This window comes from Wolbachia endosymbiont of Cardiocondyla obscurior (assembly GCF_902713635.1).
Lineage (GTDB): Bacteria > Pseudomonadota > Alphaproteobacteria > Rickettsiales > Anaplasmataceae > Wolbachia > Wolbachia pipientis.
The window spans coordinates 1-12,342 of the sequence record NZ_CACTIU010000036.1 but is presented as its reverse complement, the minus strand read 5'-3'; the positions used below and the strand labels follow the sequence as shown (position 1 = coordinate 12,342).

General features: G+C 33.2%; 14 protein-coding genes, 2 other RNA genes and 1 pseudogene. 12 read left to right on the top strand and 5 right to left on the bottom strand.

Annotated elements, in window-relative coordinates:
- Nucleotides 1-154: 154 nt before the first annotated feature.
- Both WOCAOBSORBRA_RS03595 and WOCAOBSORBRA_RS03590 read right to left on the bottom strand, forming a co-directional pair.
- Nucleotides 155-1,444, bottom strand: a complete 1,290-nt coding sequence (locus WOCAOBSORBRA_RS03595; protein ID WP_174515943.1) for a bifunctional folylpolyglutamate synthase/dihydrofolate synthase — start codon at nucleotides 1,442-1,444, stop codon at nucleotides 155-157.
- A complete protein-coding gene (locus tag WOCAOBSORBRA_RS03590; RefSeq protein ID WP_010963011.1) occupies nucleotides 1,441-2,031 on the bottom strand; it encodes an MlaC/ttg2D family ABC transporter substrate-binding protein in 591 nt (196 codons plus the stop codon). Before WOCAOBSORBRA_RS03590 ends, WOCAOBSORBRA_RS03595 begins: the two co-directional genes overlap by 4 nt.
- Before the next feature lie 116 nt (nucleotides 2,032-2,147).
- Between WOCAOBSORBRA_RS03590 and ssrS the strand changes: the two genes are divergently transcribed.
- The 3 genes from ssrS (at nucleotide 2,148) to WOCAOBSORBRA_RS03575 (ending at nucleotide 3,548) form a co-directional block, all read left to right on the top strand.
- Nucleotides 2,148-2,308: non-coding RNA, 6S RNA (gene ssrS, locus WOCAOBSORBRA_RS03585), on the top strand.
- 19 nt (nucleotides 2,309-2,327) lie between these two features.
- Nucleotides 2,328-2,789, top strand: a complete 462-nt coding sequence (locus tag WOCAOBSORBRA_RS03580) for a type II toxin-antitoxin system RatA family toxin (protein WP_010963012.1) — start codon at nucleotides 2,328-2,330, stop codon at nucleotides 2,787-2,789.
- A 54-nt stretch (nucleotides 2,790-2,843) separates the two neighbouring features.
- Nucleotides 2,844-3,548 carry a DsbA family protein gene (locus WOCAOBSORBRA_RS03575; protein ID WP_038199341.1) on the top strand — a complete coding sequence of 235 codons (705 nt, stop codon included), beginning with the start codon at nucleotides 2,844-2,846 and terminating at the stop codon, nucleotides 3,546-3,548.
- Between the two features lie 29 nt (nucleotides 3,549-3,577).
- Here WOCAOBSORBRA_RS03575 and WOCAOBSORBRA_RS03570 read toward each other — a convergent pair whose 3' ends face one another.
- Nucleotides 3,578-3,856 carry a DUF2671 domain-containing protein gene (locus WOCAOBSORBRA_RS03570; protein WP_006279425.1) on the bottom strand — a complete coding sequence of 93 codons (279 nt, stop codon included), beginning with the start codon at nucleotides 3,854-3,856 and terminating at the stop codon, nucleotides 3,578-3,580.
- A gap of 250 nt (nucleotides 3,857-4,106) precedes the next feature.
- Between WOCAOBSORBRA_RS03570 and WOCAOBSORBRA_RS03565 the strand changes: the two genes are divergently transcribed.
- Nucleotides 4,107-4,754 (top strand): O-methyltransferase, encoded by a 648-nt coding sequence (locus tag WOCAOBSORBRA_RS03565; RefSeq protein ID WP_010081993.1) that lies wholly within the window; start codon nucleotides 4,107-4,109, stop codon nucleotides 4,752-4,754.
- A gap of 1 nt (nucleotide 4,755) precedes the next feature.
- On the opposite strand, the gene WOCAOBSORBRA_RS03560 is transcribed toward WOCAOBSORBRA_RS03565, so the two are convergent.
- The gene (locus tag WOCAOBSORBRA_RS03560; RefSeq protein ID WP_065094500.1) at nucleotides 4,756-5,409 is read right to left on the bottom strand and encodes a glutathione S-transferase family protein; all 654 of its coding nucleotides are present in this window, start codon (nucleotides 5,407-5,409) and stop codon (nucleotides 4,756-4,758) included.
- Between the two features lie 107 nt (nucleotides 5,410-5,516).
- A pseudogene (locus tag WOCAOBSORBRA_RS06290) lies at nucleotides 5,517-5,633 on the bottom strand (WPE palindromic element domain-containing protein); the annotation flags it as partial.
- 232 nt (nucleotides 5,634-5,865) lie between these two features.
- Here WOCAOBSORBRA_RS06290 and ffs point away from each other — a divergent pair.
- The 8 genes from ffs (at nucleotide 5,866) to dnaN (ending at nucleotide 12,180) form a co-directional block, all read left to right on the top strand.
- An RNA gene (gene ffs / locus WOCAOBSORBRA_RS03550) (signal recognition particle sRNA small type) lies at nucleotides 5,866-5,965 on the top strand.
- 15 nt (nucleotides 5,966-5,980) lie between these two features.
- On the top strand, nucleotides 5,981-7,582 hold the full coding sequence (gene dnaX / locus WOCAOBSORBRA_RS03545) for a DNA polymerase III subunit gamma/tau (RefSeq protein WP_012673353.1): 1,602 nt from the start codon (nucleotides 5,981-5,983) through the stop codon (nucleotides 7,580-7,582).
- Between the two features lie 3 nt (nucleotides 7,583-7,585).
- The gene (locus WOCAOBSORBRA_RS03540) at nucleotides 7,586-7,918 is read left to right on the top strand and encodes a YbaB/EbfC family nucleoid-associated protein (RefSeq protein ID WP_010963017.1); all 333 of its coding nucleotides are present in this window, start codon (nucleotides 7,586-7,588) and stop codon (nucleotides 7,916-7,918) included.
- A 589-nt stretch (nucleotides 7,919-8,507) separates the two neighbouring features.
- A complete protein-coding gene (locus tag WOCAOBSORBRA_RS03535; protein WP_155969456.1) occupies nucleotides 8,508-9,197 on the top strand; it encodes an acyloxyacyl hydrolase in 690 nt (229 codons plus the stop codon).
- A 12-nt stretch (nucleotides 9,198-9,209) separates the two neighbouring features.
- Entirely contained in the window at nucleotides 9,210-9,377 is a 168-nt protein-coding gene (locus WOCAOBSORBRA_RS03530) for a hypothetical protein (protein ID WP_174515942.1), read from the top strand.
- Between the two features lie 138 nt (nucleotides 9,378-9,515).
- Complete coding sequence (locus WOCAOBSORBRA_RS03525) at nucleotides 9,516-10,409, top strand: RNA polymerase factor sigma-32 (RefSeq protein ID WP_174515941.1); 894 nt, start codon at nucleotides 9,516-9,518, stop codon at nucleotides 10,407-10,409.
- A complete protein-coding gene (locus WOCAOBSORBRA_RS03520) occupies nucleotides 10,402-10,899 on the top strand; it encodes an invasion associated locus B family protein (protein WP_006279310.1) in 498 nt (165 codons plus the stop codon). Before WOCAOBSORBRA_RS03525 ends, WOCAOBSORBRA_RS03520 begins: the two co-directional genes overlap by 8 nt.
- Nucleotides 10,900-11,022: 123 nt before the next feature.
- A complete protein-coding gene (dnaN, locus tag WOCAOBSORBRA_RS03515) occupies nucleotides 11,023-12,180 on the top strand; it encodes a DNA polymerase III subunit beta (protein ID WP_038199350.1) in 1,158 nt (385 codons plus the stop codon).
- Nucleotides 12,181-12,342: the final 162 nt, after the last annotated feature.

Sequence of the window (12,342 nt, the reverse complement as noted above, 5' to 3'; positions counted from 1 at the left end):
CTTAAATCCACACTATACGCCATTATAACTCAAATAGCTTATTATACCTTTATCATTTACTTTGGGAAGTACTATAGAAGTCGATAACGAAAAGCCAAGCAGTACTATGAGCAATCAAAGTTATTTCCCCATCGGTCAGTTAATATCATCAAAGTTAGCTATTCTCCATAGCGAAGTCTCTAGCTAGGAACAATGAGCCACAGATTAGTATGGTTTTGACGTTTTGGGTAGAGGCTTTTAATATGTGATTTGATATTGCATCGCCAATTGATTCACATTCAACTGCTTTTATTCCTATGTTATTGGCTTTTTCCCTAATCAAATTTGTATTTGTTGCTTTAGGTTCAGACTTAACACAAACCGCACATAGTAGCTTGATATATGGCTTTAAGTGCTCTAAGAACTCTTCCACATTTCTGTTACTAGTAACACCAAAAACCATATAAATACCTTCAGCAAAATTATCTTTTACCCACTGAGATAGTACTCTAGCACCATCATTATTGTGTGCACCATCTAAAAATAATTGCCAATCTTTCGGTAGTAGGAAAATTAAATTACCTTCTTTTATAGACTCTAGCCGTGCAGGCCAATAAGTGCACTGTAAACCTGAAGTGATATCCTCTTCTCCAATATCAAATTCATACTTTCCACTTAAAATACTACATGCTGCAATAGCATTGCCTGCATTAATCACCTGATGATCACCCTTTAAAGATGGCAAAGGAAATTCTATTGATTGAATAGCTGATTGAAAAACCATTTTGTTGTTCTTTTTTTTGCAATTCCATTCAAGACCTCCTCTATACAAGGGAGATTTCTTATTTATTGCGTGGTGTTTTAGCGTGTTCACTATAGATTTTTCTTGCGGTGCTATTACGCAAGGAACATTAGGTTTCATTATTCCAGCCTTTTCACCTGCTATAATTTCTACAGTAGGGCCAAGATATTCCGTATGATCAAGTGCAATGGAAGTAATTATTGTTAAAATCGGATTATCTATAACATTTGTTGCATCAAGCCTTCCACCCATACCCACTTCAACTAAAGTTATATCGGCTTTATGACGAGAAAAAGCTAAAAAAGCTGCAATAGTTGCAGCTTCAAACAGAGTGATAGGTTGTTCTGCAATTACTGCACGACATTCTTCTAATAAGCTATATAATTCATTATCGTCGATATAGCTGCCGGCTATCACTATCCTCTCATTAAAACTCACTAAATGTGGAGAAGTGTATGCGTGTACCTTATACCCTGCTGCTTGCATTATATATCTTATAAATGCTAGTGTTGAGCCTTTCCCATTAGTTCCAGCTATATGAATTACGGGAGGCACTTTTTTCTCGGGGTTATCTAGTTTGCTAAGAAAGCCTTTTATGCGATCAAGAGAAAAATCATTCGGCCTGCTACCAAGTGGCTTAGGCCAATGAGGCATATATATCATGGATTGTTATTGCATTTTAATTCAGCTATAACGCTTGCTATGCCATGCGTGTCGATTTTTTCACTAAATTGATAACGTTGATTAATAGCAATACTTATTCCACTCATTACAACATCACTTATCAAGAAAGAACTGTTATTTTTAGTAACTTTAAAATCAATATTTGTAAATTCTTCATCACCGTAAGAAAATCTTGTACCAATTAAGCAAGTTTCATCGTCAACTGCTTTTGTACTCATTATGATCATTTCACTATCATGCATGTATTTATATAAAATTTTAACGCACAAACGCGTAAGATACACTTCATACTCTCTTAAAAAATCTTCTTTTTCTTTTTGTTTAACTAAAGCCCAATGTTTTCCTATGACGAATTGCGATATTCCTTTGAGGTTAACATTGTTTTGAATGACCTCCTGAAGCTTTTTTTGCACACATTCCCGGTTTTTTTTATTCTCCTTTGTAGATATACCATCCACTTGTTGCTTCATAGTATGCACAAAAATTTTGTGATCTGTACAATTAGTGTAAGCACTTGAAGAAATTACAATAAAAACAATGATAGTTAAAACTTTAGTAATGTTCATAAGATATATTTATTAGCTATGATACTTAGAATGCAAAGTTTAATAAAGATTAAATAATAATCGCTAGCTTTAATATATCTATAGACACACCTTGTATAAATCATCTACAATTAATTAAGGGTCTGTTCTATGCGTTATGAGTTAAGTTAAATTTCCCGAGCGATAATTTCTAGTCAAGGGAATTGCCTCTGTTAATTTCGTTGAAATTGATACGCGATGCCCACCTTAACTTTAGTCTCAGGAATCTACTAAGGCTGACGGTAGATACGGATCCTATTTTGATTGGTTTAACATTTATGCTTCATCAATACAAAGAACAGGGTGTTTTCCTATGTTTGCCTAATGAAGTATTCCAAATTGTAATTGATGTTGAAAGGTATCCTGATTTTGTTCCTTGGTGCAAAGCCGTTTATATAAAAGAAAAAATTAACAACCAAATGGTTGTGGATCTCCTCGCAGCTTTTCATGGAATTAAAGGTAGATATACATCAGAAGTTACTTCTCTTTCTCCAAGTGGAACAAATGAAGGTTGGATAAAAGCTGTATCATCAAATGGAATATTTAAACATCTATACAATGAATGGCAATTCATTCCCATAGATGAAAATAAAACTATGGTAAAGTTTTATATAGAGTTTAAGTTTAAGTCCAACTCATTTTCCACTTTATTAAACTCAGTATATAAGTATACACAAAGTAAAATAATTGCTGCATTTAAAGATAGGGCTGAAAGCCTTGCTAAACAAAAGTTATCTTGACATTATTAATATAAATGTATAATTTTTTTTAGTAAGTTAAGTGTTTATATTGTAATGATTTTTAGACTATTGTTTTTATTAATTTTCATAAGTGTTAATTCTTATGCAGTTGTTAAGCAAGATTTATCCGATAACCAATACATTCAAAAAAAACCCAATGAAATAACATCAAATGAGCTATTATCGCCATTACCTAATGATAAATTATTAGGAGATCCAAAAGCACCAATTCTAATGATAGAATATGCTTCATTAACTTGTTATCACTGCTCTCTTTTTCATAGGAATGTTTTTCCTAAAATTAAAGAGAAATATATAGACACAGGTAAGATGTTATATATATTTCGTCATTTTCCTTTGGATTACAGAGGGCTAAAGGCTGCAATGCTAAGTCATTGCTACGAAAAACAAGAAGACTACTTTAATTTTAACAAAGCTGTTTTTAACTCAATAGATTCGTGGAATTACTACAATTTAAGTGATTTGACTTTACTACAAAGAATTGCTGCACTAAGCAACTTAAAGCAAGATGCATTTAACCAATGCATTAATGATAAGAAAATAATGGATAAAATCGTAAATGATAAATCACTGGCAATTAATAAACTTGGTATCACAGCCACTCCAATATTTTTCATCAAGCTTAACGATGATAAATCATATATAGAGCATAATAAAGTTAAACATGGAGGGTATAAAGAGCTGAAATATTTCACTAATGTGATAGATAAATTATATGGAAAAGCTATAGTGAAGTAATACCACTGTAGCTTACCATATAAAAGACTCTATGCTGAGTCATTGTTTTTCACTACTGTTTGTTGTTTTTTACGCTCAAACTCTCTTTTTTTACTGTGCCAAGTGTAGTAATACATAGCGATTTTATTCTCTATTAATACTATTGTCCCATCATAAAACTGAACCATATCCATAACTTTTCTCTGAGCTTCATCAAAACGTTCTTTATACTTTTCACGATAAGCTGGATTATGTAGTAACATAACCCCTTCATTCTTGTTAGATTTTTTGTTTAACGTTTCAACTTCACCAGCAATAGTATAAGACATATAACCCCCTCTAATTGATTATAAAAATTATATTTTAAAAAGAGAAATGCGCATAAACAATCCCTTTAATTCTAGCATAATAATCGACTGTTTATTATACTAGTTAACTATAGTACGATATATAATAATTTTTGTCACTTAAAATTTTATACTATGAAATAATAACTTAAAATAAATGTTTTTATTATTTTAAACTATATTATTATATTTATAAATTGTGTATGAATTAAGTCTCCCTAATTTATAATATATGCGTAATAATTTTAGTATAAAATTGTCATACATAAGAAATCTATTTGCAAAAGAATATAAAAAAATAGAAGAATATTGTATTCTTGAAAAAAAGCAACATATTCAAATTGGCCCTGAAGAAGGAAAGCTATTAAGTTTATTTATAAAAATCCAAAAAATCAAAAGTATTGTTGAGATTGGCACGTTATACGGTTACTCGTCGATTTGCATGGCAAAAGCTCTACTAAAAGACGGTCATATATATACAATAGAAAATAATCCTCAACACTCAAGAATAGCAAAAAAAAATTTTAGTGCTTTTAATCTAAGTGATAAAATTACTCTAATAGAAGGCGATGCACTGGAAAAAATTAATGAATTATCAGCAAAAGCACCATTTGACATGATATTTATTGATGCTGACAAAAGTAGTTATCCTAAGTATTTAGATTGGGCAGAGTCATACATTAAACAAGATGGGCTAATCGTTGCAGATAACACTCTACTGTTTAACACAGTATTTTTAGAATCGCCTCCAAAAGAAGTATCAGAAAAATCATGGCATGCCATGAGGGAGTTTAATAATAGATTATCAGATGAAAAAAAATATTTCTCTATATTGATTCCAACTGATGAAGGAATGACTGTAGCTTTAAAGCTAACATAAGTTAAAAATCAAGGTCAGCATAATGTTTAGGAGGGATTAAACCAGAAATCCTCTCTAATAATATCTCACGAAAACAAGGCTTTGATTTAACAATGGAGTACCATTCTTTTAAAATTTTACTTTTTTCCCATGGAAAACTACTTACATAATCCATTACGGAAATATGCGATGCTAAAGTAATATCAGCTAAAGTGAACTTATCAGTTGCAAGCCAAACGTTCTTGTTAATTAAGTGTTCGATGTATTCCATATGGCAAGGCAGGTTATGCTGAGCTGCATGAAGAAATCTAGAGTCAGGGCTGCGGTTAGTAATTACTTTTTCATTCATAATATACTTAGTAACTTCATTGTAAAATTTGTTATCGAACCAATTGATTAGAGCGCGTATTTTAGACTTAATAATAGTGGATGAACCAAGTAATTTGACGTCGCTATTGTAAGTCTCTTCTATATATTCACAAATGGCATTACTATCCGCTATTACAAAGTTATTATCTATTAACACTGGTACTTGCCCGGTTGGATTGATCTCCATAAATTCATTCCGCTTTTCCCACGGATTTTCATACACTAGATCACAGCCTAATTTTTTTTCTTTTAGAAAAGCTCTAACTTTTCGTGAAAATGGACAAAGAGGAAAATGATATAAAATCATAATGTTCCTCTTTTGTTATACCAATATCCTTTTTTTGTTACTCTATGGCTTGACCTACAACTGTACGAACTTTCTTTGTAGTCCACAGAAGTTTGCGTAGCAGGTAGTGTCATGCAAGTAGCTGACACTGGAATCCAGTTCTTGTTATACAATTGCCTAGTGCGCTCATTTACAGTTAAGTTTTCTGGATCCAAGTAGTCAAGCACTGGGATGACATCCTTTTCGGTAAAAATTGCTCTTATATCACAACATTCATACAGCTGTATGCCTAGGCACTGGGATGACATAAATAAGCGCTGAAATGACATAAATAAACATTGGAGTGACAATCTTGTAGTGACTTGCATGACAACTAACTTTTTATTTACTTCAAAATAGCACTGTAAAAAATTTAACATATCAAATTATAGAGCTAATATAGGATATACCTTGCTAAATAAAAAAAAAAGTATAATATTTTATAAGGTATGCAGGCAAAAACTCTGTAATTTGGTCAGATCAGAAATGAAGCAGCCATATCAGAACCTTTTTGGGTTGCATACCTATTTCATTATTTGTTTTATCCGAGGCTATGAATATAGCATTAAAACATCGTCCTAGTAGCTTCAAAGATCTAGTAGGTCAAGATATATTAGTGCGTGTATTAGAAAATGCTTTTATTTTAAACAAAATCCCACAATCTATACTGCTCTCTGGTAGTAGTGGAGTTGGTAAAACCACCACTGCAAGGATAATAGCTTTATGTTTGAATTGTTCCCTGGGGCCAATTTTTGAACCTTGCGGATCATGTGAAAATTGTCTAGCAATAAAAAATTCAAGCCATCCAGATGTAATTGAAATCGATGCAGCAAGTCACACTAGCATTGACGATATTAAAGTAATCCTGGGAGATATTTGCTATTCACCTATAAGCTCTAAATTCAAAGTCTACATTATAGATGAAGTACACATGCTATCTAGCAGTGCATTTAACGCATTACTTAAAACCCTAGAAGAGCCACCATCTAGTGTAAAGTTCATTTTAGCAACTACGGAAATAAAAAAGATACCAATAACTATTATTGCACGTTGTCAAAGATTTGATTTACACAACATTCCTGTAGCTAAAATAGTGGAACGTTTAAATGATGTTGCACAAAAAGAGAGTTATTCCATTGAAAAGGGAGCATTAGAATTAATTGCACGACACTCTGGAAATTCAATGCGTAACGCCTTGTTTTTGATGAATCAAGCAGTGCTATATAGCAAAGATGGTGCAATATCCACTAAAAATGTGACAGACATACTTGGCCTAGTGGATAAAGATATTATATTCGATCTATTAGGGGCAATATTAGAAGGTGATTTACAGAAAGCTCTATCAGTGTTTGACAAGGCGGTAAAAACAGCAAACCCACTTAGTATTTTTGAAGGTCTATTGCAAACAATTCAGTTAGTATGCCGTTTTTTGATTACAAAAGAGATTGATAATGCAGTTACAGAGCATGAAAAGAATAGGATAAAAGATTTAAGTATAAAGAGATCTTTAATATTTTTTTCGAGATTGTGGAAGATGTTGCTTAAAGGTATTCAAGATATAAAAACTTCAACATGCAACGATGTTGCTGCTGAAATGATGTTAATTAGCCTCTGTTATCTTTCTGATCTGCCTTCTCCGGAACAGGTGATCAAAAAAGTTCTTTCACAGAATGTAGAGCAAGGAAATAGACAGGGCAGACCTGTTGCACCTTCCCCCTCTGTCATCCAAGTAGCTGACTACTCGGATCCAAAAAAATATGTGGAAAGTAAACAACAACCCCACTCTGTCATCCCAGTGCGTGACACTGGGATCCATGTGGAAAATAAACAACAAAATTACGATTTTGATAAGATTTTGCAACTATTAAGGCGAAGTAACCAAATTTATCTTTACAAACAACTGTGTAATAATCTACAATTAATAGATTGTAAACCTGGATATTTAAAATTAAAAGCTGTATCTAAGTTGGATAGTAATTTTTGCAATGATTTAAAAAATTACTTAAACCAGGTGACTCAGCAAGAGTGGGTTATTGCAGTTGATACAGGTTATATAAACAGGGAAGTGAGTAATTTAAATTATGCACCTGCAGTTAAGGATATCCTTGACACGTTTAAAGGTGCAAAAGTAGTTAATATAGAAAATAAGGAGTAAGTTGTGGATTTTAGTCAAATAATGAAACAAGCGCAAGAGATGCAAAAAAAGCTTGCAGAAGCTCAAGAAAAATATGTTGGAAAAGAGTTTCAAGGTATTTCTGGTGGTGGCAAAGTTTCTGTATTAGTGGAAGTCATAAAAATAGGTAGCTATAAAGCTAAAAAGGTGAACATAGACTTAGAACTTATGAGAAATGAGGAAAAAGATATAGTAGAGGATTTAGTAACAGCAGCGTTTAATGATGCCGTTAAAAAAGCAGAAGAAGATATGGCGAATGCAACTTCTGATCTTGCAGGTATGATGGGTTTACCATCTGGGTTTAAACTTCCTTTTTGAATTTACTACTGAAGTTTCTTTTAGTGTAAGTATTTTTTTTCTAATATTCCCAACGCTAGTACTTCTTCATATAATGTACCTATACTAGCATAGCCCTACGTCATACCGTGATTCATTCCACAACTGTACAAACATTGCAATATGGCACATAGTAAACGATGTCATTCCAGTCTGGAATCCAGCCTTGCCGTAATCTCATCAAGAACATTGTGTTTTAACATAAAACGGCTACTTTTATGCTTACCAACTTAATAAAATTCCTGGATCCCAGACTGGGATGACAAGAAGATGGTACTTGGATAAGAGGCATTGCCCTCCTGGTAGGCCCAAATTGCAATGTTCGTACAGTTGTGGATTTCTCATCCGCTAACAAGCAGCGAGATGACGAGGTCTTTCGATAGTAAATCTTACCTGTGTTAGCTATACCAAAAAATCAAAAGTCGTATTTATTCATTAATAAAATCTTTGTCTTCTCCTAAAAATTAGTTAAAATGTAGAATATTTTGTGTTATTAAGTTAGCACTTGACTTAACTTTAGTTGTTACTTAGACTGCTAAAGTGGAATTTTAATTTTTTTACGAGGACAATTATGCATTATAAAAAGTTTTTTTCAGCAGCCGCTTTAGCAACGTTGCTAAGTTTATCAAACTCTGCTTTTTCAGATCCTGTTGGTCCAATAAGTGATGAAGAAACTAGTTACTATATTCGTTTGCAATACAACGGTGAAATTTTACCTCTTTTCACAAAAGTTGATGGTATTACCTATACGAAAGACAATAGTGATTACAGTCCATTAAAAGCGTCTTTTCTAGCTGGTGGTGGTGCGTTTGGTTACAAAATGGACGACATCAGGGTTGATGTTGAAGGAGTTTATTCATACCTAAACAAAAATAATGTTACAGATGCAAGATTTATGCCAGATACTATTGCAGACAGTGTAACAGCAATTTCAGGACTAGTTAACGTTTATTACGATATAGCAATTGAAGATATGCCTATCACTCCATATATTGGTGTTGGTGTTGGTGCAGCGTATATTAGCACTCCTTTGAAAGACGCTGTGAATGATCAAAAAAGTAAATTTGGTTTTGCTGGTCAAGTAAAAGCTGGTGTTAGTTATGATGTAACTCCGGAAGTCAAACTTTATGCTGGAGCTCGTTATTTCGGTTCTTTTGGTGCTCATTTTGATAAAGATGCTGCTGCAGGCAAAGACAAAGGGGAACTCAAAGTTCTTTACAGCACTGTTGGTGCAGAAGCTGGAGTAGCGTTTAATTTCTAGTCTATCTCAGTCTTGTTATCCCAGTGGGGTTTTTCTTGTCATCCAAGTAGCATGACACTGGGATCTAGAAAAAAGAAATGTGGATTCCAGTGTCAAGGCACTGGAATAACACTATTTGCTATGTGTTTAAGCTGTAACGTTTACCATTGTACTGGTAGAATATCATCTAAAGTTACATAATGTTATCCAATTAGCTAACACTGCGGCCTACTGTCTCCAAGAAATTAGATGAAAAATTTGTACTTTTTTCAAATCAAAGCTTGAATTTTTGCTGGAAAATCAATATATTATATGCATGAAGTTTTAATTTAAGTTGTTATGTTGACCCCAATGGCAAGCTTATGTGTCGATAGCAGAACCAATCTCATGCAATATATTGCTAGGGTGCAAAAATTTCCTATGCTGTCTCAAGAGGAAGAGGTACGATTAGCAAAAAATTGGAACCAATATAAGGATGTTTCTTCTGCTCATAAATTGATTACCAGCCATTTGAATTTGGTAGTGAAAATTGCAATGAAATTCAAAAATTATGGACTATTGTTGATGGACCTGGTCATGGAAGGAAATATGGGTTTAATGCATGCAGTGAAAAAGTTTAATCCTGATTTAGGGTTTCGTTTTTCAACTTATGCGGTGTGGTGGATTGAAGCTTCAATAAAAGACTTTATATTGAAATCTTGGTCGTTTGTGAAAATAGGCACAACGCAAGCACAAAGAAGATTGTTTTTTAGTTTACGTAAAATAAAAAAAAGAATTTTACAGTATACAAACAGGGAAACCTTAAATAATGAAGAAATAAAAGCAATATCTAATGAGCTTTCTGTATCCGAAGGAGACGTTCTGCAGATGAATTACCGTATGGCTTGTAAGGATCAGTCGCTAAACGATTGCATAAAAATAGGTGATGACTCTAAAAGGGAGCTACAAGATATGATCCCATGTAACTTGGTTAGTCAAGAAGTAACCTATCAGAATCATGAAGAAAAAGAATTAAAAGAAACAATTTTAAACAATGCACTAGCGAGCCTCAACGAAAGGGCAAGAGACATTTTTATCAGTAGATATTTGTCTGAAAACATTCAAACTCTGGATGAACTTAGTAAAAAATATTGTGTTTCAAGAGAAAGAATAAGGCAGTTGGCTGAGCAGGCGATGGCTAAGGTAAAACAATATATACAATCTGAAAGTTTGAAATTTGGTTTGCATGCGTAGTTTTTTTATATTTCTAATATTTTTTTCGATAGGCGCTTTTGCATCGGTTAGTGATGTACAATTGAAGGAAAAATATAAAGATTGGCTCGTGTATACTGCATTGGAAGATGGAGAGAAAGTATGTTATATTGTATCCTATCCTAAAAAAAAAAGCGAATATTATACAACCAATCGCAAGCCGTATGTAATGGTTAGTTATGTTGATAAAAAAGCAGATGAGGTAAGCGTTACCTCTGGTTTTCAGTATGATAAGGAGCCTGTAGCTCTCAATATCGACAAAAAAATTAAATATACACTGCCCATAATACAGGGAAGTTTTGCGTGGGCAGAGCATACAAAAATAGATCAAGATCTCATTCTAAAAATGAAGCAGGGATTATCAATGGTAGTTAATGGAAAAACAAAAACAGTGACCATTGATGATACTTATTCCCTACTTGGTTTTCAAAAAGCGTATCAAAAAATGCATGATTTATGCCATACAAAGTAAATTATTGTAACAGAATAGGTAATTTTCCAGTTGTAGTATAAAACAGACTGCCCTTTCGATAAATAGCACTTTACTTTATATGGGATGTGGATATCATTTAAAATATATTTTTGAGAGTTAGCAATGTCAGAGGTTGCAGGTGTAGATACAGAAATCAAAAAGCAAAATTCTGTGTGCGAGCAGATGCGTTTTAGCGTGAGCCGCACAAGTCTTTTAAATACATTATCCAGAGTAAGTGGAGTGGTTGAAAGGCGTAATGCAATAGATGTTTTGGCGTGTATAAATATCAAAGCACAACACGGCAGCATAAAATTAATGGCAACTGATCTTGACATTTCAATGTTTGCCTCACTTGCTGCAACCGTATTAACAGAAGGAGAAGTAAAAATTTCAGCGCATACTTTACATGACATAGTGAAGAAGTTACCCGCTGATTTGGATGTCAATTTTGAAGTAAATAACCAAGGAAAATTATTGATGTCTTGCGGAAATGCAAACTTTTCTTTACCGAATGTAGTTTCAAGCAGCTTTCCTGCTCTTGAAGAAGACAATTATAAACATGATTTTACTCTACTAAATACAGACCTGATAGACTTATTAACTAAAACAAAATTTGCTGTATCACTAGATGATACAAGGTATAATTTAAATGGAATATATCTACATACAGATGAGCAATTTCTGTACTGCGTTGCAACTGATGGCCATCGTTTATCATGTATAAAGAGGCCAAAGCCTGGGAACATCAATGGCGAATTTGGTGTGATCATTCCACGTAAAACTGTTATGGAGCTGTTAAAAATATTGGACGATTGTAATGAAATTAAAGTAAAACTCTCAGACAGAAAAATCAAGTTTACATGCGGTGAATATATTCTAATATCAAAATTAATAGATGGAACTTTTCCAAATTATAAAGCAGTTATTCCAGCATCTCAAGATAAGCATATGATTATTGAAAGTAAAAAACTTTCAGATGTTATAGATCGAGTTTCCGTTGTTGTATCTGATAAAGTAAAATCCATTAAATTCTCACTACAAGAAAAGCTACTAACTCTGCATTCAAACTCCCAAGAGTGCAGTGATGCAACTGAATCCATAGAAGTGGACTACAATGAAGCCCCTATAGAAATAGGGTTCAACTCGCGTTATTTACTTGATGTTCTATCCTGCATAAAAAATAAATGTAAGTTTAGCTTGGCCGATGGTAATAGTGCTACAATTATCACTGATGAAGACGATTCAAGTGCATTATATGTAGTAATGCCAATGAGAACTTAAACTCGTCATCTCGCTGCTTGTTAGCGGAATCTGGAGATACCGTGGCGGTATGGCACTTATTTCACTAGCTTTTATTAAATTAGTAATCTATAGTATTTTCTAAAATGAATGATAAATTTCCATTATGGTATTACCAACCAAAAGTTGTAAGTCTGTATATTT

Excerpts from the sequence above, each read along its gene's own strand:
- WOCAOBSORBRA_RS03580 (WP_010963012.1), top strand. The coding sequence starts at position 2,328 with ATGCTTCATCAATACAAAGAACAGGGTGTTTTCCTATGTTTGCCTAAT.
- WOCAOBSORBRA_RS03575 (WP_038199341.1), top strand. The coding sequence starts at position 2,844 with ATGATTTTTAGACTATTGTTTTTATTAATTTTCATAAGTGTTAATTCT.
- dnaX (WP_012673353.1), top strand. The coding sequence starts at position 5,981 with ATGAATATAGCATTAAAACATCGTCCTAGTAGCTTCAAAGATCTAGTA.
- WOCAOBSORBRA_RS03535 (WP_155969456.1), top strand. The coding sequence starts at position 8,508 with ATGCATTATAAAAAGTTTTTTTCAGCAGCCGCTTTAGCAACGTTGCTA.
- WOCAOBSORBRA_RS03590 (WP_010963011.1), bottom strand. The coding sequence starts at position 2,031 with ATGAACATTACTAAAGTTTTAACTATCATTGTTTTTATTGTAATTTCT.
- WOCAOBSORBRA_RS03595 (WP_174515943.1), bottom strand. The coding sequence starts at position 1,444 with ATGATATATATGCCTCATTGGCCTAAGCCACTTGGTAGCAGGCCGAAT.
- dnaN (WP_038199350.1), top strand. The coding sequence starts at position 11,023 with ATGTCAGAGGTTGCAGGTGTAGATACAGAAATCAAAAAGCAAAATTCT.
- WOCAOBSORBRA_RS03520 (WP_006279310.1), top strand. The coding sequence starts at position 10,402 with ATGCGTAGTTTTTTTATATTTCTAATATTTTTTTCGATAGGCGCTTTT.
- WOCAOBSORBRA_RS03570 (WP_006279425.1), bottom strand. The coding sequence starts at position 3,856 with ATGTCTTATACTATTGCTGGTGAAGTTGAAACGTTAAACAAAAAATCT.
- WOCAOBSORBRA_RS03565 (WP_010081993.1), top strand. The coding sequence starts at position 4,107 with ATGCGTAATAATTTTAGTATAAAATTGTCATACATAAGAAATCTATTT.
- WOCAOBSORBRA_RS03525 (WP_174515941.1), top strand. The coding sequence starts at position 9,516 with ATGTTGACCCCAATGGCAAGCTTATGTGTCGATAGCAGAACCAATCTC.
- WOCAOBSORBRA_RS03560 (WP_065094500.1), bottom strand. The coding sequence starts at position 5,409 with ATGATTTTATATCATTTTCCTCTTTGTCCATTTTCACGAAAAGTTAGA.